Origin of the sequence: Sutcliffiella tianshenii (genome assembly GCF_016908565.1) — a bacterium.
Classification (GTDB): Bacteria; Bacillota; Bacilli; order Bacillales; family Bacillaceae_I; genus Sutcliffiella_A; species Sutcliffiella_A tianshenii.
The window spans coordinates 446,243-469,150 of record NZ_JAFBED010000004.1; the positions used below are offsets into that span (position 1 = coordinate 446,243).

The window sequence follows — 22,908 nt, forward strand, 5'->3', positions numbered from 1 at the left end:
TCATTTTCATATGCTTTTATTTTACTAGGAGTAGAAGAAAAGCGGAAGTAATAAACTAAATCAGGAAGGTGGTCAGACCACCTTCCTGTTAACTATAGCATAATATTAATTATTGTAAAGATTTTTTGAATACTACGTTCGCCTCACCAAGCAGTTCCTTCAGCAGATCCAGACAGTTGTCACTCGGCGTTACATGGTAAGCAGGCTGTAGTTTGATTGTTTTTTTCTCCTTGATATAGTGAAGGTATACAGGTGAAGGTCCGTGATGCTCCTTAAGGGTCTGCTGCACCTTTTGCAGTACATCTCCCCCTTGCTGATGCTCCTCGATCTGCAAATAGACTGTTCCGACCAAGTGTGCATAAGACTCTTTCAAGGTATCCAGGCTCATCACATTTTTCAGGATCAGCTGTTCCTTGCCATCCCTAAGCTCCAAATTCCCTTCAGCAAGAATGGTTTGACCAGTTTTCAGATCAGGGGAGAACTTTCTATATAAATCCGGGAAGGCAACTGCTTCGAGATCCCCGGTCTGATCGGACAAAGTCAGAAAAGCCATCAGATCCCCCTTCTTTGTCCGAATGACACGCTCACCCGTTATGAATACTCCAACCTTGGCCCTTTTTGCATTTTCACCAAGAATGTCCTGGATGAAGCTAGTCCCTCCCAGTTGGAAATAGGCTGAAAAAGGCTCGGTTGGATGCTTGGACAAATAGAATCCGAGTGCTTCTTTCTCCAACTGGAGCTGCTCAGTCAATTGAAGAGGCTCCACCTTCACATATTTAGGTTTCAGGGAAAATTCCTCTTCTATGAAAAAGTCGATTTGATCATCACTTGCGGGCATCATCAATTCTGCATGCTGAAGCGCGACATCCAAGGTTGCCAGCAGGGTTGCCCGATCTTCCTTGAATTCATCCAGGGCACCACCATGGATGAGGGTTTCCATTGCCTTTCTGCTTACCTTTTTGGAAAGTCGGGTGCAAAAATCAAATAGGTCTTCAAATTCTTTTTTCCTGCGTTCTTCCACTATTGTCTTGATCAGCTGACCGCCGATCCCTTTTAAGGTGAGCAGGCTGAACCTGATTTTCCCATTCTCCACCTGGAAGTAGTATCCGCTCTTGTTGACGGACGGAGGGAGAACGGTGATCCCCTTCCTTTTTGCCTCGCTGATGTATTGCGCCACCTTTTGTTCACTGCCTACCGCACCACTCAACAAGGTTGCCATGAATATGGTCGGATAAGTGGCTTTAAGGTAGGCCAATTCATAGGAGATCATACTGTATGCCACGGCATGGCTTCTGTTGAATCCGTAATCGGCAAAGCGGACGATCAAATCATAAACCTGATTGGCGACTGTTTCGTTATAGCCCTTTTTCAGGCAGCCAGCGACGAAATGGTGACGTTCCTCATCGAGTACTTCTTTTTTCTTCTTGCTGACAGCTCTTCTAAGGAGATCAGCTTCCCCAAGCGAAAACCCTGCCATCACCGATGCTATCTTCATGATCTGCTCCTGATACACGATGACACCGTACGTATTATTAAGGATTGGCTCCAAATCGGGATGAGGGTATTCCACTTTCTTCTTTCCATGCTTTCTGTCAATAAAGAGTGGAATCTGCTCCATCGGACCTGGACGATAAAGTGCATTGACGGCAACGATATCTTCCAATGATGTTGGCTTCAGCCTCGTTAACACCTTTTTCATTCCCGGGGACTCCAATTGGAAGATGCCTGATGTATCCCCCTCACTTAGCAATTTAAAGGTGGACGTATCGGCAGATGGCAGTTCATCCATACTTTTATAAGACTGCTTCGATTTTTTTATTTGATTTTTGATGTTCTGGATCATGGTCAAATTGCGAAGGCCAAGAAAATCCATTTTCAACAGTCCGAGTTCCTCTAGCGTCTCCATTGTAAACTGGGTGAGGTAGATATTCTCGGGACCTGATTGGATCGGAATGATTTCCGTCAATGGTTTATGGCTGATGACCACTCCTGCAGCATGTGTAGAGCTGTGTCTTGGGAGACCTTCTATTTTCTTTGCAACGGCAAATGCACGTTTCCGCTCCTCTGATTCATTGATTGCCCTTCTTAACAGCTCATTTTCCCCGAATGCTGCATCAAGTGTGATTCCAGGTCTTGAAGGGATCATTTTGGAAATAAGTTCAATCTCCTTGCCCGAGAGGTTCAGCGCTTTGCTGACATCCCTCCAGGCAGCCTTGGCAGCAAGTGTCCCAAAAGTGATGATTTGCGCAACATGCAGCTCCCCGTACTTCTGTACGACATATCGGATGACTTCATCACGCCTATTATCCTGAAAATCGATATCGATATCAGGCATCGTGATCCTCTCTGGGTTCAGGAATCGTTCAAACAGAAGCTGATGCTCGATTGGATCGACATTCGTGATGTAAAGACTATATGCTACAAGAGAACCGGCAGCCGAACCACGCCCAGGTCCAGTGAGAATGCCTTCTTTCCTGGCAAAATACATAAAATCCCAAACTATCAGGAAGTAGTCACTGAACTTCATACCCTTTATCACTTTCAATTCATAGCGAAGCCGTTCTTTATAGGATTCATCCACCTCACCCAAGCGTTCCATGAGACCGAGCCAGCATCGTTCTTCAAGATACTCATCAGCGGTGAGACCATCCTCAACAGGATAGCTGGGCAATGCATTTTGATTGAATGGAATATCAACCTGGCACCTTTGGCTGATATGATAAGTGTTTTCAAGCGCTTCGGGGATATCGTGAAACAGCTCAACCATCTCGTTGATATTCCTCAAATAATGCGGAGCGCTTTTTGGTAGGGCTTCAAGCTTCACTCCCTCTTTGATCGAGCGGAGACATTCAAAGACAAAAGCATCCTCCTGCAGTAAGTATTGGACTTTACTTAGTGCTACGATAGGCAATCTCAAAGTTTTACGGAGAAACTCCGATCTTTCATGAGCTTCTTTGGTGTTTCGGTCAATCCCGAGATACACATGCTGTTCTCCAAACATGCCTGCATACAGCTTGGCTAGGCTTTCCAGCGCTTCCGGAGCCTCCAAGTCAGCCAATTCCGATTCTGTTGCAGAGAGTATCGCGGTCAGACCTTGTGCGTAATGCTTAAGCCATTTTTTCGGCACTCCATGAGGTGACTTTGTTTGAACGATGCTTGAGAGCTTCATGAGATTTGTATAGCCCTGCATGTTTTCTGCAAGCAACACAATCGAACTGGCTTCTTCATCCTCCTCGCCATTCAATACAGAAAGCTTCAAACCGATTATCGGCTTGATCTTTGCTTTTTGGCATGCTTTATAAAAATCAACCGCTCCATACATGACATTTTCATCCGTTAACGCAAGAGAGGTTAATCCCATCTCCTTTGCTCTATTTATCAGCTGGCTGAACCGTACAGAACTGTTCAATAAACTGTAAGAACTCATTATATGTAAATGTACGACACTCATTATCATCACATCCTACTGACTAATCCTGAATTTATTATAAATTTTCCTTTTATGAAAAAACAATCCTGATAACCTAAGTCTAACACATCATACTTCCTACTCCCTGTCCATATATATATAAATAATGAGAGAAAGGATGATGAGCATGGATGTAAAGGATCCATTTGTGGCAACGATGCTATTCAGCTTCTTTATAGCGATCGGGGTCATTATAGGCGGGGCCATCATAGGTGGCATTGCCGCCTTTTTAGTAGGGGATGCTCCATTGACCAGGATTTTCAGACTTGCGAATAGCTTAAAGATATGGGCCATTGTTGCAGCGATCGGCGGGACATTCGATACTTTCTACAATCTCGAAAAAGGCCTTTTCAACGGGGAGACAAAATTCCTTGTCAAACAGCTCCTATTGATCATATCTGCAACCGGCGGTGCCCAGACCGGGGCATTGATCATCAGCTGGCTCACACAGGAAAACCTGTAAGATGCGTGTACCACCGTATCATAAAGAGCCAAGCTGGCAGCTGTTCTTCTCTGGAGTGGTGCTTGGTGCAGTCATTGGTTGGGTAGTGTTCTTGATATTGTATGGAGCCATTCAGGAGCGACAGGTCGGTGACTTGATAAAAGCAAAAAAACAATTGGAGCTGTCTGAAGCCAGGTATCATATTCTGATAGAAGATAATGAAAAGCTGAAAGAGGAAAAAGATAAGCTGAAGGTGCAGGATATCAAGATCGTCATTATCAATGATGACAAGTACATGCTGGGATCACTTTCCCGGTTTTCCATCATCGAAGGGATCAAAGAAGATTTGAATCATCTCATCGCAAAGGAAGTCAAAGGAGTCAAGGACAATAAGGAGCTCTTGAAAAAAACGATAGAAAATAAAAGCTACGAACTGGATGAAAAGAAATACTTTTTTCATGTGGAAGACCTTTATATCGATACGACCATTGAAATTGGCCTTGTGATCGTGAAGGTGGAGTGATGAGAGGCTTGTGTCGGGGAGACAAAAGCCTCTATCTTTTATTCTCCCTGCAATTGTGCCCTGCAAGTTTCAATCAGGTCACTCAGCACATGCTCCGCTTCATCCCACTCATAGATAGAAGCTCCTGATGCAAGTGGATGGCCGCCCCCGTTGTAGCGCTTTGCCACTTCGTTTACAATCGGTCCCTTTGAACGTAGTCTCACCCTGATTTGATCACTTTCCTCGATAAAGAAAACCCATGCCTTTATTCCTTCAAGATTGCCAAGCATGCCAACTAATTGAGACGCCTCGGAAGGCAAAGCGTTATAACGCTGAAGCACCTCTTTCGTTATTCTCATGGAAGCGACACCTTCCTCGTGCAAAGTGAAGTTTTCCAACACATAGCCACTCATCTTGGCAACATGAAGCTTCATTTTATACAGTTGATCATAAAGGTCGGGCATGGAGAAGCCATAGCTTAATAGCTCGCCTGCATACTGAAAGGTTTTGGTGTTGGTGCTTTTGAAAAGGAATCGTCCAGTATCGCCTACAATCCCGGCAAAAATCAATCTTGCGGATTCCTTTGTCATTCGGTAGCCCTGATGCTCCCCAGCAAGATAAAGCTCATAGATCATCTCGCTTGTCGAGCTTGCATCCGTATCCACCCATACCAGGTCGCCATACTTGTCATCATTCGGATGATGGTCGATTTTTATCAGCTTGCTTGCCAGCTTATAGCGCTCATCACAGATTCGTTCCGCATTGGCAGTATCACAGACAATGACGAGTGCACCTTCATAGCTTGAATCAGGTATCTCATCCAATCTGCTAAGGAAGTTCAAGGATTCCTCCGCTTTTCCCACTCTGTAGACCATCTTCTCTGGATAAGTCTCCTTGATTATTTCAGCCAATCCGCATTGTGATCCATAAGCATCTGGATCCGGGCGAACGTGGCGGTGAATGATAATGGTGTCATGGGCCTTGATTTCATCTATTATTTGCTGTTTCATACTATCCCTCATTTATCTGTTTCATTATTTTCATTTAATCATAGTTTCCCTCAATATCAAAGAGATATAAAGGGTTTCACAGCATGCCGCTTTCTTTACTTGGAGCAAAAGTAGAATTTTTGTCACGAACACGTTACAATATGGTGGTAATGTTTTGTTAAAATGAAACTAGTTCACATATAAGGAGTGTTCCTGCGTGCCTATTTTTGTATTTCTGATCATATTCTCTTTCATTTTCTATTTGTTCTATAAAGTGAAATATTTCCGTACACAACTGCCTGCAGAAAAGAAATGGCTTAGTGCGAAATCAAGTATGGCCCTTGGCAGCTTTGTCTTTTTCTTCGGTTTGAATACACTGATAAACCCTTTGTCCAATGTGGCCATCGTTGTGGGGATTGTGTTGATTTTGATTGGCGCAGCAAGCTTCTGGGCCGGACTTAAGTCATACAAATTCTATCTGCCGCATGCAATCAAGGAAGCGGAATATGTAAAAGAACAGGAAATGAAAGAAAAGACCATTACGAATTGATAGATTACAGATGTAAGAAAGCTGCCTTATGTGAGGCGGCTTTTTTTTGTGAGATTCGACCTGATTGTGTGGTTTGGTTGCCACAGTCAGTTTTTTGAACGGAAATTGACTTGTCGGTCCATGTTCAAGGATTTGATAGTTAATTTTACCACTCAGAAGGTTTTGTGCATAAAGTTAATGTTTTTGTGCATAAACCTAACGTTTTTGAGCGTAAATCCATTTTTTTGTGCATAAACCTACTGTTTTTGAGCGTAAATCCATTTTTTTGTGCATAAACGGTATTTCCCATCCCTCCAATAGCAAAAAGAACCGGATTTCCCCTGACAGGGAACCCAGTCCTCGCTGTTATTGCATCAACTGCACCATCATCATCGCTTTTCCGACAACGGAGCCTTCATGATAGACTTCCACGTCCACTTTTCCGAACTTCCGTCCCACTTCGAGAATCTTCGGTTTGATCTCGATCATGCTATCGATCTGGACTGGCTTGATAAAGTAGATGGTGATATTCTCCACAACCATATCGCCTTTTTTCAGGTTACGGATGGCACGCTTGGCCGCTTCTGTGACAATGGTTGTAAATACCCCATAGGAAATGGTCCCGACAGAGTTCGTCATCTGGGGGGTAACCTCGCTTTGGTAGTGTTCCTCACCCTTTGTCTCGGTTACATCCACAAACTGATTGGTCACGATATCGTCCAAGGTTTCACCGACCTGCGGCTGCCTTTGGATCATCTGCAGCGCCTTCAGCACATCCTGACGGCTGATGATGCCAAGCAGGCGATGGTTCGGATCGACTACCGGAAGCATCTCGATGCCTTCCCATACCATGATGTGTGCTGCGGATGCCACGGACGTTTTTCCATTGACGGTAATCGGATTTTTTGTCATCACTTTTTCAATCAGAAGTTCATTATCTTTTCCAAGTACGTCTTTGGAGGTGACGACACCTTGGACTTTCAGGTTCTTATCGATAATCGGAAACCGGCTATGCTTGATTTCCTCGTTATATTTATACCAGTCCTTGATTGTATCCTCGGTTGTAAGGTATGTCGTCGCTTCAATCGGAGTCAATATGTCCTCCACCAAGACAATTTCTTTTTTGATAAGCTGGTCATAGATGGCACGGTTGATCAGCGTCGCTACGGTAAATGTATCATAGCTGCTGGAGATGATCGGAAGCTTCATTTCATCTGCGAGTTTTTTTACGTGCTCATCTGTATCAAATCCGCCGGTGATAAGCACTGCGGCCCCCGCTTCGATCGCCAGCTGATGGGCATTTGTCCGGTTACCGACAATCAAAAGGTTCCCTGCTTCCGTATAACGCATCATCGCCTCAAGCTTCATGGCACCAATGACAAATTTATTCAGGGTTTTATGTAACCCTTCCTTGCCTCCCAACACTTGTCCATCCACGATATTGACAACCTCGGCAAAGGTCAGCTTTTCGATATTCTCTTTCTTTTTGCGTTCAATTCGGATCGTACCTACACGTTCAATGGTACTGACGTAGCCCTTGTTTTCCGCATCCTTGATGGCACGATAGGCTGTCCCTTCACTTACCGTCAGCTCTTTTGCGATCTGACGTACAGAAATCTTTTCTCCGATCGGCAATTCTTCAATAAAATGGATAATTTGTTCATGCTTTGTCACACTCTTCACCCGTCCAACTATTTATTTATCCCTTTATTATACGGTGGAAAGGTGGTGGATTCAATGAGTTTACTAATATTGGCGCAATCGTTCCCTTTTTTCCTGCTCGAATTTCAATTTATTTAGAACCCTCTTTCTTTTTGGCAGATACATAAGTGAGGCAATATTCCCCCCGACCGCCATCAAACAAACGACAAGCCATATAAGTGCAAACCAGCCGGCAAGTCCATCCTCTCCCATCGGAAGCCTTGGCACCGCCACATACAATAACGCCCCTATGCAAAGCAAGCTTAGCAGAATTCTATTTTTCATATACAGTCCCTCCCTCTCTATTAACAGCTTGTTTTATATATATTCTTAGGGCACAAAAAAAAGAAGCAGGGAATCTGCTTCTCTTCATATTACATTTCGATCGTGTCCCCAACCTTCATCACAAGCCCTGTCTCCATCGGCAGCCTTGCAACAAATTCGTCCGGATTCTGTTCGATTACCGGGAATGTGTTGTAATGGATCGGAACCACCCGCTTGGCATCCAGCCACTTTGCAGCCATTAATGCATCTTCTGGACCCATTGTATAATTGTCCCCTATCGGCAGGAAGGCTATCTGAATATCGTTTAGTTCCCCTATCATTTTCATGTCTGAGAAAAGACCTGTATCGCCTGCATGATAAATTGTTTTATCCTCTACAGTGAGAAGGATTCCGCTTGGCATTCCTGTATAGATGATTGTTTTTGTTTCATAATCCGTATAGCTTGAACTATGGAAAGCCTGAGTCAGCTTCACCGTACCAAAATCAAAGGTATGGGATCCGCCGATACTCATTCCGTGTGTTCTCAAGCCCTGCCATTCCAAGTATTCCGCAAGCTCAAAAGGTGCAATCACACGGGCATCATTTTTCAGCGCAAGGTCAACAGTATCCCCTACATGGTCATTGTGTCCATGCGTAAGGAGGATAACGTCGACTTTTACATCCTCCACCTTTAGATCTGTACTGCCGTTTCCTGTAATGAATGGGTCAAACAGTATTGTTTTCCCGTCGGTTTCCACTTTCACCACTGAGTGACCATGAAATGATATTTTCATAACTATCCTCTCCAATCGATCGATTTCTACCATAGCTTCTCTTTCAAAAGGGAGAAATCCTCTTTTTAATTTTACAGATGTATGATTCCCTGCTAATCTAAATGTAAAACACACATACTTTATAGGTGGAACGATTTAGGAGGAGTGATAGATAATGAAAGAACAACGACTGGAACATCTCGTTAAATGGGTAAAAGAGGAAAATCTTTCTGCGTGCTTTTTAACATCGACACCAAACGTCTTTTACCTCACAGGATTCTACACAGATCCACATGAGCGTCTGCTTGGGCTTCTCGTTTTTCCTGACGGAGAGCCTGCAATCGTCTGTCCGAATATGGAGCGGGAACAGGTGAAGAAAAGTGGCTGGACATACGGAATCATTGGATATGACGATACCGACGATCCATGGGAAAAAGTGAAGGGAAATGTGGAAAAGCGCAATATTACAATCGAAAAACTGGCAATCGAACAGGAGCATATGTCTGTTGCGCGTTTCCATAAGCTTCAGGAAATCTTCCCACAGGCCTCATTTACCTCTGCCGAAGTGAAAATGTTTGAGCTGCGCTTAACCAAGGACGAAGAGGAAGTTTCCATCTTGCGTGAAGCGGCAAAGCTTGCTGATTTCGGAGTGGAAGTGGGCGTACATAATATCAAAAAAGGGCGCACAGAGCAGGAGCTTGTGGCCATCATTGAATATGAATTAAAGAAAAAGGGAATCAGCCAGATGTCCTTCTCCACGATGGCACTTGCCGGGGAAAAGACAGCATCACCACACGGTAAACCCGGCCTCGAGACCATACAGCATGGCGACCTCGTACTGTTCGACCTTGGTGTTGTGCTGAACGGATATTGTTCGGATATCACCAGAACGGTCGCTTTCGGGGATGTAGGTGAAAAGCAGCAGGATATTTACGAAACAGTCCTGAAAGCTCAAACCTCGGCACTCGAGATTTGCAAGCCTGGTGTTGAGATTGGATTGATCGACCGTACTGCCCGCTCCATCATCACAGAAAAGGGATATGGCGAGTATTTCACGCATCGTATCGGTCATGGCCTTGGTATTGAAGTACACGAATATCCATCCATGAATGCAACGAATACAATGAAGCTTCAAAAGGGGATGGCCTTCACGGTCGAGCCTGGCATCTACAAGCCGTCAGTTGGTGGCGTAAGAATCGAGGATGACATCCTGGTGACCGAAAGAGGCATCGAGATTTTGACAAGCTATCCGAAAGACCTGCAGATTATTAAAGCATAAACTTAAAGGCCAGAGTTAATTTATTTTAACTCTGGCCTTTATATATCTATTTATATCTTTTCCTTCTCATCCACTGTGTCGCTGCCCACTTCTCCCCATTTATAACTGGGGAACCACCATGCAAGGTCAGCTCGTTCAAGTGTTGATTATCATAGAAATATTCGAAATAAACCGCCATCCCCTTTTGTGGGGCCACTGAAAAATCCAGTTTAGGAAAATATGTTTCCCCGCCTTCGTCGACATCATTCAAGTACATGACCAGCGTGCTGACCCTCGGGTTGTTAACCGGTCTATTGGCTGAGGAGAAGAAATCGAAATGTGCTTTATATTCCTGACCGATTTTATAGTTAAGGATCTGCAGGCCTTCTCCATGGTCAACAGGAATGTTCATAATCTGTGAGGTTCTTTTTTCAATCCTGGTGATAATGTCATTTTCACCTTCTTGAAAAAACATACTGCTGCTTGTTCTGAGATCATCAACTTCTCGCGTGTTACCTATTTTTGAACGTTGCATCCTATCTTTTGACAGTGAAATCAGCTCGTCACATTCTTCATGGCTTAAGACGTTGCCGAGGACTACTATCAGCGGTTCTGCCAATCTAGCAATGATGTTGATTTCTCTATCTTCTGTGATTATTTTATTTCCCGTGTGATGAAAAATGGTTTGTTCTTTAAACGTTGTTTCTTGCGTCAAATTCATCGACCTCTTTAGCAGATTTAATATTCTGATTTTTTTCTTTAAAAAAGATTTTACGTCTTCTTTAAAGACCGCAGTTGATTTCCGCACTAGGCTGCGCTTTCCGCGGGGCGATGCTGGAGCCTCCTCGGGCTTTGCCCTGTGGGGTCTCCAGCCTACCGCTTCCTCCCGCAGGAGTCTTCGCCTATTGCTCCAATCAACTGCTAGTATACTTGAAAGCATAAATTTTCTATCAAAGCATAATAAGTTATTTTTAATAATTTTACACCTTGATTTGTCTAATATCTATCATTTTATTTTTATATCAAAAAAGCACTCCGATTAGGTGTGCTTTTTTGATAAGGATTAAACTTTGAACCTTGAAATTGATTGCTGCAAGCTAACTGTGAGTGCTTTCAGTTCAAGTACCTTTTCGCTAAGTTTGGTGAATGCGTGGACTTGTTCTGTTGTGGCTGCGCTGATTTCTTCGCTTCCGGCTGCGGTCTCTTCTACCACTGCGCTGATATTGTCGACATTGGAAAGGACGTGTTCACCAAGTTCCTTTGACTTGGAGACTCCATGGACGAGATTGGAGATTTGGGCATCCATCCTTTCCATGCTTTCCTGTATCTCGTGAAAAGACTTGGAAGTGAATGACATCGTCTCTTTTTGCTCCATGGCCATTGTGACACCATGCCCAACCGAGACCACTACTTCCTCAAGTCCCAGTTTCAATTCTCCTATTACCGAGAACACTTCTGTCATCAAGTTTTTGGATTCATCTGCAAGCTTTCTCACTTCTGTAGCTACAACGGCAAAGCCCTTTCCTGCTTCTCCTGCCCTTGCAGCCTCGATTGCAGCGTTTAATGCCAACAGGTTGGTATGCTCTGAAATGGATGAAACTGCTGCGGCAACATCTTCAATTTTTTCGGCATAAGATTGAAACTGTTTTGTTGCCCTTTCAATGGATTGGGTCGCAAGCTGGGTTTCTTCAACATTTCTTTCTTGTGACTGGAGCGTTTTCAGACCGGTATTCACAGCACCCATTGCCTTTTGGGCAAGCTCCTTGCTCTCATTTGTTATGACAACATTGGAGGAGAAATGCTCATCCATATCTGAAATCATATGTACTGAGTCCTGTAGTTCGCTCGAAATGGACTGTGCTCCTGTAGAAAGTTCATCAGTAGATACTGCGATCTGCTTTGTAATTTCACTTAAGGTTTCATTTTCTGCTTCCACCAAAGAGGCGAAGCCATTCACTTGATCACTTGCCATTTGCACTTCTTTTATCAAATGATGCAGCTGTTCGGTCATTTGCTGGAATGAAAGATTCAATTGACCAAGCTCATCATTTTTATTATAGACAAACGGTTCCACCTGAAGATTTCCATCAGCAATTTCCCTTGCCTGCTTGGCCATACGATCCAACGGACGGGTAATGGAATATGTCATCCTTAAGGAAGAAGCGATGGAAATGATGATGAGTATTACAGCTCCGATAATGGCCGACACGACAATGGACTTATCCTGCTTTTCCAAATTGCTCTGCATTTGATCGTAATATTCCGTTACGTACATATTGAGCATATAAATATCATTGGAAATACCATCTATTCGGACAGATTGGCGTTTAAGCTCTGCTTTATCATTGGCATTCAATGCTGAAACAGTCGAATTGTTCAACAGCTCCAGCTTCATGGAAGCTTCTTCCAAGTATCCCTTGCTCTCTTTATCGAATAATGTTTCTTCCAGCTTCTTGAACCAGGAAAGTGTGTGATCCCTCGCTACCTTGACCTCGTGCTTACTTGCGTCATTGTTTAAAATTGATGCATTATTCAAGCTTTGTTTCAAAGTCAGCGTACTTGATTCCAGCTTTTGGACGTTTACAAGGACTTCTACAATATCGCGGTTATTTGACTGCGTGGAAATCATCTGATAAATGATGGTGGCAACCATAAGGAGCGCAACGATAAGAACCGCAGTGGAATTGAGTATTATTTTTCTTTTGATCGTCATTCTTTTCTCCTCACTTTACGGTAGTCGTTCCGTCCATGATATTTTCTTTCCATTCATCCAGTTCTTCCTGATCGATGGTGGAGTAAGGGATGACCCTGATCGGGGCAAGGCCGACTCCGCCTTCCATTAAACCTAATTCAATGTTTCCGGAAGGTATCTTCGAGCTTTTTACATATTCATCTATGACATTGTACAAAGCGATGTCCACGTTCTTCATCATGGAGGATATGACGGCCTTTTCAGCGAAAAAGAACTGATCGCTGTCGACACCTATAGCAAGCTTGCCTCGGGCTTGTGCCTCTTGGAGGACACCTACACCTGTTAAGCCGGCTGCGGCATATAGAACGTCTATCTCTTCATCCATTAACTTCTTTGCAAGCTGTGAGCCTAATTCACTATTGCCGAAATCATTGGCAAAATGGGATACCACTTCGATGCTAGGGTCGATCGCTTTCGCCCCTTGCTCGAATCCGGTAAGGAATTTCCGAATCAATGGTACATCAGCTCCCCCTACAAATCCCAATTTCTTGGAGGAGGTAGTTTGGGCAGCCAAAACACCAGCCAGAAAGCTTCCTTCATTTTCCTTGAACGTGATGGATGTGATATTTGGAAGCTCGGATACGGAATCAACTAATATAAAGTTCTGTTTTGGATAGTCAGATGCGACCTTTTCCAGATCTTCCTGGACCATGAACCCTAAACCAACAATCAAGTCATGATCTTCTTTCAACAATTCCAGCAGTCCTTTTTCATAGGTCCCTGTTTCTGAAAGCTCTTTATAGGAAAAGACGATTCCCAATTCATCCCTCGAACGGACAAGTCCGGTAAATGCTGCATCACTGAAGGATTGATCGCCTAAGCCTACATCCGACAGCATGATACCGACACTCACCTTATCCTTCATATCAACAGAAATTCTCTGCTCGGAGCAGCCCGCTAATAATAGTAATATAGTAATAAATAAGATCAAAAACCGGTTATTCTTCATAAAAAAACCCCTTCAACTAGTGTACCTAACTAATATCGGCCACTAAATGAAGGAGATTAATATCATTTGTAATAATAAATTATTGCAACTCTTCTGACTATTTTAGGAAAATAGTTCTTCTGGCATGTAACGGTATTTCTTCAGATCGATTCTATTATTTTCATCGACCATGATGTGTTCCTTTTCCAATCTGCTTTTCTGTTCAGTCAACTGCTGCTCATCCTTGAATCCGATCTCACCCTTTGCATTAATGACACGATGCCAAGGAATATCATATTTCCTGCTCATGGAGTGAAGAATCCGGACAACCTGCCGCGCGCCCCTCGGACTTCCCGCTAATGCCGCAATCTGCCCGTAGCTCATCACCTTGCCGGCAGGAATCTGCTTCATGATCATTATTGCCCGCTCTGTAAATAGATTCATATCAGCCATCCTTACTATATAAAATAAGACCGGGCAAGTTGGGTGTCCCACCTTGCCCGGTCTTCTATATCAAGCTTTTGATAACAACGTGCTTGCACTCTCGTATGCCAACCCATGTGAATCGGCAACAGCCGCATAGGTAACAAAACCATTCAGGGTATTGATGCCCTTCAAAAGCGCTTCGTTGTCCAAGCATGCCTGCTTGTAGCCTTTATTGGCAATTTGCACCGCATAAGGAACTGTTACATTCGTCAATGCAATAGTGGATGTACGTGGAACTGCACCTGGCATGTTCGCAACTGCATAATGCACTACATCGTGCTTAACATAAGTTGGGTCATCATGCGTTGTGATGCGATCCGTCGTCTCAAAGATCCCGCCTTGGTCGATGGCGATATCGACAACGACAGATCCTGCACCCATGGATTGGATCATTTCCTCTGATACAAGCTTTGGTGCTTTAGCTCCTGGAATAAGAACGGCACCGATGACAAGATCGGATTCCTTCACTGCTATTTCCAAGTTCAAAGGATTGCTCATCAATGTCTGGATGTCTTTCCCGAAGATGTCGTCCAATTGACGCAGACGGTCAGGATTCAAATCAAGGATTGTGACATCCGCTCCGAGTCCAATCGCCATTTTTGCAGCATTCGTTCCTGCTACCCCGCCACCGATGATGGTTACTTTACCGCGGCGGACACCTGGAACTCCTCCAAGAAGGATTCCTTTGCCACCTTTGATCTTTTCGAGGAACTGTGCCCCGATTTGAGTCGCCATGCGTCCGGCAACCTCACTCATCGGCGTCAATAGTGGCAGGGAACCGTTTGGAAGCTGGACTGTTTCATAAGCGATCCCGACCACTTTATTGTCGATGAGCGCTTTTGTCAATTCCGGTTCTGGAGCAAGATGTAGATAGGTGAAAAGAATCAATCCTTCACGGAAATATCCGTATTCGGAAGGAAGAGGCTCTTTTACTTTCATGACCATATCCATGGACCATGCTTCTTCAGCTGTCTCGACTATTTTAGCCCCAGCCTGCACGTACTGCTCATCCATAAAGCCTGAGCCCATACCCGCTTCTTTTTCTATGTATACTTCGTGTCCAAAGCCCACAAGGTTCACAACACCTGCCGGGGTCATGGCTACACGGTTTTCATTGTTCTTTATTTCTCTAGGTACTCCAATACGCATGGATCAAATACCTCCTTCATATAATCACAAAGACGTAATTAATATAACATTAAAAAAGGAAATGTAAAACCATTTTCTAAAAACAATGTAAGCGCTTTAATAAACTCGGAATTATCAATATTGACACGCAATTCAGATAAATATAACGTGCTATGGGAGCCACTCTATCGGTACCTGTTGATGACATCCACCCCACCTGTGACTTCCAATACGGTTCCTGTGATCATATCTGAATTCTCATCACATAAGAACATAATGGCCCTTGCAATATCTTCTCCGGTTCCAGACCGTCCCACTGGGGTTTGTACATCTGCAATGCCTCGTGAATATGCGATATCCGCCTCTTTCATTTCCCCTACAATATCACCCGGGCATATCATATTAGCGGTTATGCCATTTTCCGCCTCTTCAATGCTGATGGTTTTTGTGAGGGAGACCAATCCCACTTTTGAAGCAGCAAATGCCGAACGGTAGATCCAGCCTGGAGAGGACTCGGCCCCTTGAAAACCGTAAGTGACAATCCTGCCAAATTTCTGCTGCCTCATAATCGGAATGGCATGGCGAAATAGATGGAATACGGAGCTCAAGTTTCCTTCTAGCATCTCGTACCATTCATCTTCTGTGTAATCTGCGAGTTTTTTCCGTTCAAAAATATATGGTCCAGCATTATTGATCAAATAATCGATGCGGCCGAACTTATTGACCGCTTCTGTTACGAACCGTTCCATGTCATTTTTCTTCGTCACATCACCTTGGAAGAAATGCAGACGATCCTCACCATAATGACCCCAATCCTTTTTTAATTTTTCTACCGCATCCATATCACTGCGGAAATTTATTGAAACCGAACAGCCTTTTTCAAGAAGCATTTCAGATACTTTCTTTCCTAGCCCTTTGGAACCAGCTGTTATCAGAGCATGACGCAAAACAGGATTCCCCCTTAAACTGAAGTCTCTCTCTATTTTCATGCAGATTATTAAAATTTACAACATTTAAGCTGCCAACTTGCGATAAAATGAAACTAACTCCAACTAAGCGTGAAGAAGGGAACATCGTCATGGCAAATTTAGATAGCACTGTACCTCTCCGTAACACAAAAATAGAGAAATTCGGGCTGGAAGCAGTGCCCCTCGAACTTAGAAAAACAAAATGGTATGAGTATATGATCATTCAAATAGCCTTTTCCGTTAACGCAGGAAACTTTCTCGTCCCAGCATTGGCTGTCATCGAAGGCGGCTTGAGCTTTACAGCTGCATTCTTGTCCACAATTATCGGAGCTGCACTAGCCTTTCTTTTTGTTTCCTTCCTATCATTGCCTGGGGCAGAACGAGGAATACCCTCGCAATTTGCAATCAGATCGATTATCGGCATAAAAGGGGCACGATTTATTTCCTCCCCATTAAGGACCATCACATCGCTTTACTGGTTTTCGGTACAAACCATCGGAGGCGCGTTGGTGGTGCAATTCCTGTTGGAACGGTTTCTTAAGTTTTCCATCCCCTTTGCTGTCATTGCCATGGTACTTGCATCCATCATGACGCTCCTGGCCCTTGTCGGGTTCGAGGCGGTAAAGAAGGCGACGAAATACTTTATGCCATTATTGCTGACAGGACAGGTTCTAATGTTCATTTTGCTTGTAAAAGGGCTTAGTGACAAACCTATCCTGTATGCCAGTGAAGGGACATGGGATATGTCAATGATGATATTCTTCGCAAGCCTTGCTTTTGTGCAGTACGTTTCAGGTGTATCTGCTTCTTCGGATATGACCAGATATGCCATCACTCCAAAACAGGGATTCTGGGGACTATTTGCGGGTAATGTTTCCGGATTTATCCTTACTGCTTTTTTCGGGGCATTCACTGCCAGCATGAGCGGCTCATTGAATCCCTTTATTGCAACAAGCAGTATGACGAGTTCTGCCTTATCTGGCTCCATCATCCTTGGGGCAGCCATAGTGTCGATGATTTCCATTAATCTTAGCAACGCCTATACTGGAGGCTTCAGCCTGCTTAATTCGCTTCCGAAATTGGGGAGGATAAAGAGTTCGCTCATATTCGGGGTGGCAGGAATCATGCTTTCCCTTACACCTGCACTCGTCGAACAGGCAAAAGACTATATCTCACTGATCGGCGCATTTGTCATTCCCTTATCCGCTGTGATTGTGACAGATTTCCTTTTCATCAAAAAATTAAAAATCGACGGGGAGTCTACTCTGACCACCTATAATAAAGCCGCGTTTTATTGTATTGCTGCAGGTATCCTTCTCTATTTCCTGCTGCCTGAACCTTTCTCACCAGGATTTCTATCATTTGTTTTTACAGGTTTCTTATATATATCATTAAAGAAAACATTCAAAAAGGTGCCGGCATAGTTGCCGACACCTTTATTGTTTATTTATTGACCTTCTTGCTTGTTCTGTTCTTCTTCAGTCGGCTGATAAGCATTCTGGCTGTATTGCTCCCCTACCACACCACTTGAATAGGCATCAGTAATTTGATTGTGCACTTGATTTACCGCTTCATCGTCATAGGAGAATATCTCTTTAGGATCTTTTTCTTTCATAGTTTTCATCCACCTTTCTCATCTCTTTTTACCATGATAGCTTTCCTCGTTTACGATTGTTTTAAATGTGGTAAAAAATAGTATAAAAGGAATGGAGCTGATCTATATGGATGGATCATATCGAAATATACTCGTAGCAATTGACGGTTCAAAAGAGGGAAAATCGGCATTCAATAAGGCTATTCACCTCTGTTTACAAAATAATGCAGCACTCTTCATTGCACATGTCATTGATATCAGGTCCATTGCAACCATGGAGGCCTATGATGTGACGATGACCGATGAGGCTGAAACACATGCCAGAGAGCTATTGCATGAGTATGGGGAGGCGGCAAAAGGAACTGGAATCCACACTGTCAAAACCATCATGGAATTCGGCTCGCCAAAACAGGCGCTTCCAAATGAAATTGCAGAAGATCATCAAATAGATCTACTTGTTTGTGGTTCCTCGGACATGAATCTAGGTGAAAGGCTGATCCGTGGGAGTGTCTCGGAAAAGATTGTTCGCCATGCAAATTGCGATGTACTGGTAGTACGGCATTAAAAGAGGGAAGCTGATATCCCCTTTTCATAGATTATGGAACCCCCTTGTTATACAATAAAGAAAACGAGGAGAAAAAGGATGTTGCCGTCATGTTTTCTTTTACACAAAATAAGCGCCTAGGCATCCCCCTGCCTGTATTGGAGATGGATTGGGACCGTTACAGCAAGGAAACCCAACAGGAAATACTGTTGCAATGGGAAAAGATCAGGGGAAAGATCCCGGACAGAATCAAGGAATTGGAAAATGAAATCAATGTAAAGCAAGAGATGCTGAACAACGAATCTAATTTTGAACGCTCCTGCCAATTGAATTCTGAAATCGCTGAACTCGCAAGCGTGATCAATGATCTTTGGCTCTGGTATCGCATGAACCAGCATGTGTCACAAGATCGCCTTCACGCATAAAAAAGGACCGGTGCTCAAACAAAAGTTTGAGCACCGGTCCTTTTTCGAATTATTTTTTCGCTGAAAGATGGCGCATTACATAATAATGATGGGCAAATCGGGAGACTTCCTTTGTCCAATAATAATTGGTACCCGCAGCCGTCACCATTCCGACAATGGGGATGCCATTCACTTTTCTTCGGCCAAGCACTATGACAAACAACAGTTTTACAAGGTGAAACAATGGCTGCTGAAGCCAGATTGTCGGATGGTCCTTTTCCGAAAGCGTGTCAAAGTATAGATCCTCATCCTCGCCAAGGTCTTTTGTCAGTGACTGCCATCTGTCAAATTGATATTTTTTCGGAATGGTGGCACAGTAGAACAACTGCAAGGCTTTTACCATCTCATGAGGTGTGCTTGCCCGATATCCATAGGACAACGCAATCAGCTGGGTTGTGCGGATATTCAAGGCTGCGAAAGCCGGTATATCCACCGCAAGTGTAGACAGCTTGCCTGTTCCGGTCATCCCTCCCTGGATAACGGAGTACAGCTTTTGCTTTGCAATCTGCTGTTCTGCAATAAAAGCTTTTTGGCTTAGTGTAAGTTTCTGGATGTCTTCGATCGTCTCTACATCCTCTTTATAGCTTTGGGCCATCTTAAGAATCCGTTCTTCGGCCTGCTGTTGAAAGGAAGATTGCCGAATAAAGCCGTGTAAGTGGAATAGCCAGGTGTCGATTTGAGAAAAGAACATATCCTTGGTTTCCGCCGGCAAGTATTCAAAGGCCAGGTCCAACCAATAATCCACTGTGGTACTGAAGTTAGAAGGTTCATGGGAATAAAGGGTATGCTCCCAATCGGTTATTTTTTGCTTCCATTGTTCTTCACTGGATCTGACTGTCACTGCCTTCCCCTCACTCTCTATTCTGATTAGTATGATTAGTTTCATTATAGCATAGAAGTAGGCTATAAAAAAAAGCCTGATTCGACAGATTTGTCCAGAATCAGGCTAACGTTTTATAGCGCTATTTTTACAACATCCCTTGCAATCATTACTTCTTCATTTGTCGGGATGACCATTACTTTTACTGGTGAATGTGGGTAGTTGATGAATGCTTCCTTACCACGCACCTTGTTAAGCGCAGGATCCCAGTAGACGCCCATGAATTCAAGGCCCTGAAGTACTCGCGCACGGATTACATCACTGTTTTCCCCGATACCAGCTGTGAAGATGATGGCATCCACCCCGTACATTCTTGCTGCATAAGAACCGATATATTTGTGGATACGGCTCGCAAACACTTCAAGTGCAAGCTCGGCACGCTCATTTCCTTCTTGTGCGGAAGACTCGATATCGCGCAAATCACTTGAGAAACCTGATACCCCTAAGATACCACTGCGTTTATTCAATACATCCAAAACTTCGTCAGCCGTTTTCCCCGTCTTTTCCATGATATATGGAATTAAGGCAGGATCGATATTACCGGAACGAGTTCCCATCGCAACACCAGCCAATGGGGTGAAGCCCATGGAAGTATCGATGGATTTACCGCCCTCGATTGCAGCGATACTCGCACCGTTTCCAAGATGGCAAGAAATTAAACGAAGCTGTTCAACAGGTCTGCCTAGAAGCTCCGCTGCACGCTCTGATACATACTTATGGGAAGTTCCGTGGAAACCATATTTACGTACTCCGTAATCTTCATAATACTCGTAAGGTAAGCTGTACAAGAAAGATTTTTCAGGCATTGTCTGATGGAAAGCCGTATCAAAAACAGCAACAGCCGGGACATTTGGAAGGATTTCCTTGAAAGCCTTGATCCCGACGATGTTTGCAGGATTATGAAGTGGTGCCAATTCTGAAAGCTGTTCAAGCTGACCCAGCACTTCCTCTGTGATCAGGACGGAATCATTGAATTTCTCCCCACCATGCACGACGCGGTGGCCAATCCCCGTTATTTCGTCAAAGCTTTGGATGATACCCAAATCAATCAGTTTACTTAACAATATTTTAACCGCTACCCCATGTTCAGGAATGTCTGTGATTTCTGTTACTTTCTCACCGTTCACAGAAATAGTGAATACTGCATCATTCAATCCGATACGCTCCACTAGCCCTTTTGTAATAACATTCTCACTCGGCATTTCGAAAAGTTGGAACTTAAGAGAAGAACTACCTGCATTTATCGCAATAATTTTTGACATGACGTTACGTACAACTCCTTTTATATTGTCACACCTACTTTTGAAAAATGGGGTGACCATACTAATCCTAGCATGTGCAATGCACGTTCATTATATATACCTTTTTCATTTAAACACCGTCATAATTCAATTGCAAGAGCCTTCCCTTAATGGTAACGCTTACCTTATATATTCGTTATTTTCTGAATAGAGACACCTTTATTTTAAGGTGTTTTTCTCTGTAAACCACTGATTGATCTGTCCCATCATCCGCTCCATTGCCTGGACGTCGGAAAAGCTCGGCAGGCTTGCAAGAAGGGCTTCTTTTGGCTTTTCCACCCCGATGCCTTTTTTCTGGAGGATCAGGATGCTTTTTGCATGCTTTTTGTTCTGGAACATTGATTCTGGCAGCTGGAGCATACCTTGGATATAAGCTTCTTCCTTGATTACGGCATTCAGTCTTGGGGCATCCTCGTCCTCAAACATCGAGTTCGGGATAAGGAAGAAAAGGTATCCACCTGATTTTGTATATTTTAAGCTCTGTTCAATGAATAGATAATGCGCATAGGAATGGCCCTCCGACGCCTTGAGCTGATAGTTGGCAGCATTCACAGCGTTGGGATAGTATCCTACCGGCAAGTCACTGACCACGACGTCCACTGGCTCGAGATATAAGTTTCCAAGGCTGTCCTGATTGAAAAGATTGATGGACTGTTCCTGAAGATTCGCACTGTTATAAGCAAGTTTCACTAGAAGATCGTCTACATCAATCCCGAAGCCCTCAAGCTTCTTCCCTTGCAGATGGTTAAGTACAGCTGTCAGCAGATTCCCTGTTCCGACTGCAGGGTCAAGCAATGTCAACTGCTGCTGTTGGGAAGTGAATTTACCTACGAGATAGCCCATGAATATGGCTATGGCATCAGGAGTCATCTGATGATGAACCTGCGCCGCGTCCTTCATGCCTTTTAGAATGGCAAGCTGGAAGCCCTTGCGTATTTCCTCTTTATTTAACGATTGCAGCTTCAACTTCTCGTACTCTTTTGTGAGACGGCGCTTCGTCACTTCTGATACTTCCTCCTGGATCACGTCACCGTGAAACATGTTTTCCGCCGTTTCAGCCAGGGCCTCCAAGTACGTGCATCCCAACTCCTCCTGCAAAATCTGAGCGGTTGAATCAAATAAACTAAATGTGTTTTCCAATTTCGTAATGGACATTCTGACACTCCTATTCTTTTTTCCTTAATGAGTATACTTATTTTAACTAGCGCCGACCTGAAAGTGCAAGCGGCGTGGTCATCAACGGTAAACAAAAATAAAGCAGACTGCATGTTCTACAGTCTGCTCCTATCGATGCTAATTCAGACGGGTCATTACTCAGCAGCTTTTAAAGCTTCGATGGCTGCATCATAATCTGGGTGGTCTGTTCCTTCACCTACATATTCCACATACGTTACAGTATCATTTGAATCCACTACGAAAGTGGAACGAGCCAATAAACGAAGTTCTTGCATTAACACGCCATACGCTTCACCAAATGATGCATCACGGTGATCGGAAACAACTTGTACGTTTTCAAGGCCGCTGGCCGCACACCAACGCTTTTGAGCGAAAGGAAGATCCATGCTGACAGTGATTACTTTTACGTTATCCAATTTAGAAGCTTCTTCATTGAAACGGCGTGTCTGTGCATCACATACACCTGTGTCGATTGAAGGTACTACGCTGATTAAACGTTTGAATCCTTTTGAATCTTCAAGTGTCACTGGGGAAAGGTCGTTTGCAAGTACCGAAAAATTAGGTGCCTTATCTCCAACTTTAACTTCGCTTCCAACTAAAGTCATTTTGTTCCCTTTGAATGTAACGTTTGCCATGAAATGTTCACTCCTTATAAGTTATGTACAATGTTAATAATAGCCGTGTTGGGGGTGTTTTGCAATTAAACACCCTTAAGAAAGCCAGGATTTTGTTTTTTACTCTTTACGAATAGATTGATATT

The 22,908-nt window shown here is 43.8% G+C and carries 23 protein-coding genes; 7 read left to right on the top strand and 16 right to left on the bottom strand.

The window, feature by feature from the left end:
• Positions 1-109: 109 nt before the first annotated feature.
• Positions 110-3,451, bottom strand: a complete 3,342-nt coding sequence (gene dnaE, locus JOC95_RS11760) for a DNA polymerase III subunit alpha (protein ID WP_204416313.1) — start codon at positions 3,449-3,451, stop codon at positions 110-112.
• A 145-nt stretch (positions 3,452-3,596) separates the two neighbouring features.
• Between dnaE and ytrH the strand changes: the two genes are divergently transcribed.
• Positions 3,597-3,932: a sporulation membrane protein YtrH gene (ytrH, locus tag JOC95_RS11765; protein WP_204416315.1), complete on the top strand. Its 336-nt coding sequence runs from the start codon at positions 3,597-3,599 to the stop codon at positions 3,930-3,932.
• Between the two features lies 1 nt (position 3,933).
• On the top strand, positions 3,934-4,434 hold the full coding sequence (gene ytrI / locus JOC95_RS11770) for a sporulation membrane protein YtrI (RefSeq protein ID WP_204416317.1): 501 nt from the start codon (positions 3,934-3,936) through the stop codon (positions 4,432-4,434).
• A gap of 38 nt (positions 4,435-4,472) precedes the next feature.
• Here the strand turns inward: ytrI and JOC95_RS11775 are convergent, their stop codons facing one another.
• Positions 4,473-5,423, bottom strand: coding sequence for a DHH family phosphoesterase (locus JOC95_RS11775; protein WP_204416319.1), 951 nt, complete (start codon positions 5,421-5,423; stop codon positions 4,473-4,475).
• A gap of 196 nt (positions 5,424-5,619) precedes the next feature.
• On the opposite strand from JOC95_RS11775, the gene JOC95_RS11780 reads away from it, so the two are divergent.
• Positions 5,620-5,952 carry a YtpI family protein gene (locus tag JOC95_RS11780; protein WP_204416321.1) on the top strand — a complete coding sequence of 111 codons (333 nt, stop codon included), beginning with the start codon at positions 5,620-5,622 and terminating at the stop codon, positions 5,950-5,952.
• Between the two features lie 345 nt (positions 5,953-6,297).
• On the opposite strand, the gene JOC95_RS11785 is transcribed toward JOC95_RS11780, so the two are convergent.
• From JOC95_RS11785 to JOC95_RS11795, 3 genes are all read right to left on the bottom strand, one after another.
• Positions 6,298-7,605, bottom strand: a complete 1,308-nt coding sequence (locus JOC95_RS11785) for a DRTGG domain-containing protein (protein WP_204416323.1) — start codon at positions 7,603-7,605, stop codon at positions 6,298-6,300.
• 72 nt (positions 7,606-7,677) lie between these two features.
• Positions 7,678-7,917 (bottom strand): hypothetical protein, encoded by a 240-nt coding sequence (locus tag JOC95_RS11790; protein WP_204416325.1) that lies wholly within the window; start codon positions 7,915-7,917, stop codon positions 7,678-7,680.
• Between the two features lie 89 nt (positions 7,918-8,006).
• Positions 8,007-8,690: a metal-dependent hydrolase gene (locus JOC95_RS11795; protein ID WP_204416327.1), complete on the bottom strand. Its 684-nt coding sequence runs from the start codon at positions 8,688-8,690 to the stop codon at positions 8,007-8,009.
• 154 nt (positions 8,691-8,844) lie between these two features.
• Between JOC95_RS11795 and JOC95_RS11800 the strand changes: the two genes are divergently transcribed.
• A complete protein-coding gene (locus JOC95_RS11800) occupies positions 8,845-9,948 on the top strand; it encodes a M24 family metallopeptidase (RefSeq protein WP_204416329.1) in 1,104 nt (367 codons plus the stop codon).
• Between the two features lie 46 nt (positions 9,949-9,994).
• Here JOC95_RS11800 and JOC95_RS11805 read toward each other — a convergent pair whose 3' ends face one another.
• From JOC95_RS11805 to JOC95_RS11830, 6 genes are all read right to left on the bottom strand, one after another.
• Positions 9,995-10,642 carry a 2OG-Fe(II) oxygenase gene (locus tag JOC95_RS11805; RefSeq protein WP_239582851.1) on the bottom strand — a complete coding sequence of 216 codons (648 nt, stop codon included), beginning with the start codon at positions 10,640-10,642 and terminating at the stop codon, positions 9,995-9,997.
• A gap of 348 nt (positions 10,643-10,990) precedes the next feature.
• Positions 10,991-12,640 carry a methyl-accepting chemotaxis protein gene (locus tag JOC95_RS11810; protein ID WP_204416333.1) on the bottom strand — a complete coding sequence of 550 codons (1,650 nt, stop codon included), beginning with the start codon at positions 12,638-12,640 and terminating at the stop codon, positions 10,991-10,993.
• A gap of 10 nt (positions 12,641-12,650) precedes the next feature.
• The gene (locus JOC95_RS11815; protein ID WP_204416335.1) at positions 12,651-13,628 is read right to left on the bottom strand and encodes a BMP family lipoprotein; all 978 of its coding nucleotides are present in this window, start codon (positions 13,626-13,628) and stop codon (positions 12,651-12,653) included.
• A gap of 102 nt (positions 13,629-13,730) precedes the next feature.
• Positions 13,731-14,051 (bottom strand): MGMT family protein, encoded by a 321-nt coding sequence (locus JOC95_RS11820; RefSeq protein ID WP_204416337.1) that lies wholly within the window; start codon positions 14,049-14,051, stop codon positions 13,731-13,733.
• A 69-nt stretch (positions 14,052-14,120) separates the two neighbouring features.
• The gene (gene ald / locus JOC95_RS11825; RefSeq protein WP_204416340.1) at positions 14,121-15,242 is read right to left on the bottom strand and encodes an alanine dehydrogenase; all 1,122 of its coding nucleotides are present in this window, start codon (positions 15,240-15,242) and stop codon (positions 14,121-14,123) included.
• Between the two features lie 164 nt (positions 15,243-15,406).
• Positions 15,407-16,168 (bottom strand): SDR family oxidoreductase, encoded by a 762-nt coding sequence (locus JOC95_RS11830; RefSeq protein ID WP_204416342.1) that lies wholly within the window; start codon positions 16,166-16,168, stop codon positions 15,407-15,409.
• A 131-nt stretch (positions 16,169-16,299) separates the two neighbouring features.
• Here JOC95_RS11830 and JOC95_RS11835 point away from each other — a divergent pair, with 131 nt between their 5' ends.
• Positions 16,300-17,613, top strand: a complete 1,314-nt coding sequence (locus JOC95_RS11835; RefSeq protein WP_204416344.1) for a purine-cytosine permease family protein — start codon at positions 16,300-16,302, stop codon at positions 17,611-17,613.
• Between the two features lie 23 nt (positions 17,614-17,636).
• Here JOC95_RS11835 and JOC95_RS11840 read toward each other — a convergent pair whose 3' ends face one another.
• On the bottom strand, positions 17,637-17,813 hold the full coding sequence (locus JOC95_RS11840; RefSeq protein ID WP_204416519.1) for a hypothetical protein: 177 nt from the start codon (positions 17,811-17,813) through the stop codon (positions 17,637-17,639).
• A gap of 97 nt (positions 17,814-17,910) precedes the next feature.
• Between JOC95_RS11840 and JOC95_RS11845 the strand changes: the two genes are divergently transcribed.
• Together JOC95_RS11845 and JOC95_RS11850 are read left to right on the top strand one after the other, a co-directional pair.
• Positions 17,911-18,348: a universal stress protein gene (locus JOC95_RS11845; protein ID WP_204416347.1), complete on the top strand. Its 438-nt coding sequence runs from the start codon at positions 17,911-17,913 to the stop codon at positions 18,346-18,348.
• An 89-nt stretch (positions 18,349-18,437) separates the two neighbouring features.
• The gene (locus JOC95_RS11850; protein ID WP_204416349.1) at positions 18,438-18,752 is read left to right on the top strand and encodes a hypothetical protein; all 315 of its coding nucleotides are present in this window, start codon (positions 18,438-18,440) and stop codon (positions 18,750-18,752) included.
• Positions 18,753-18,801: 49 nt separating this feature from the next.
• Here the strand turns inward: JOC95_RS11850 and JOC95_RS11855 are convergent, their stop codons facing one another.
• The 4 genes from JOC95_RS11855 to tpx all read right to left on the bottom strand — a co-directional run bounded on the left by JOC95_RS11855 (position 18,802) and on the right by tpx (position 22,783).
• Complete coding sequence (locus JOC95_RS11855) at positions 18,802-19,632, bottom strand: EcsC family protein (protein WP_204416351.1); 831 nt, start codon at positions 19,630-19,632, stop codon at positions 18,802-18,804.
• Between the two features lie 113 nt (positions 19,633-19,745).
• Entirely contained in the window at positions 19,746-20,933 is a 1,188-nt protein-coding gene (locus JOC95_RS11860; protein ID WP_204416353.1) for an acetate kinase, read from the bottom strand.
• A 198-nt stretch (positions 20,934-21,131) separates the two neighbouring features.
• The gene (locus JOC95_RS11865) at positions 21,132-22,127 is read right to left on the bottom strand and encodes a class I SAM-dependent methyltransferase (RefSeq protein ID WP_204416355.1); all 996 of its coding nucleotides are present in this window, start codon (positions 22,125-22,127) and stop codon (positions 21,132-21,134) included.
• Positions 22,128-22,282: 155 nt separating this feature from the next.
• On the bottom strand, positions 22,283-22,783 hold the full coding sequence (tpx, locus tag JOC95_RS11870; protein ID WP_204416357.1) for a thiol peroxidase: 501 nt from the start codon (positions 22,781-22,783) through the stop codon (positions 22,283-22,285).
• Between the last annotated feature and the right edge of the window lie 125 nt (positions 22,784-22,908).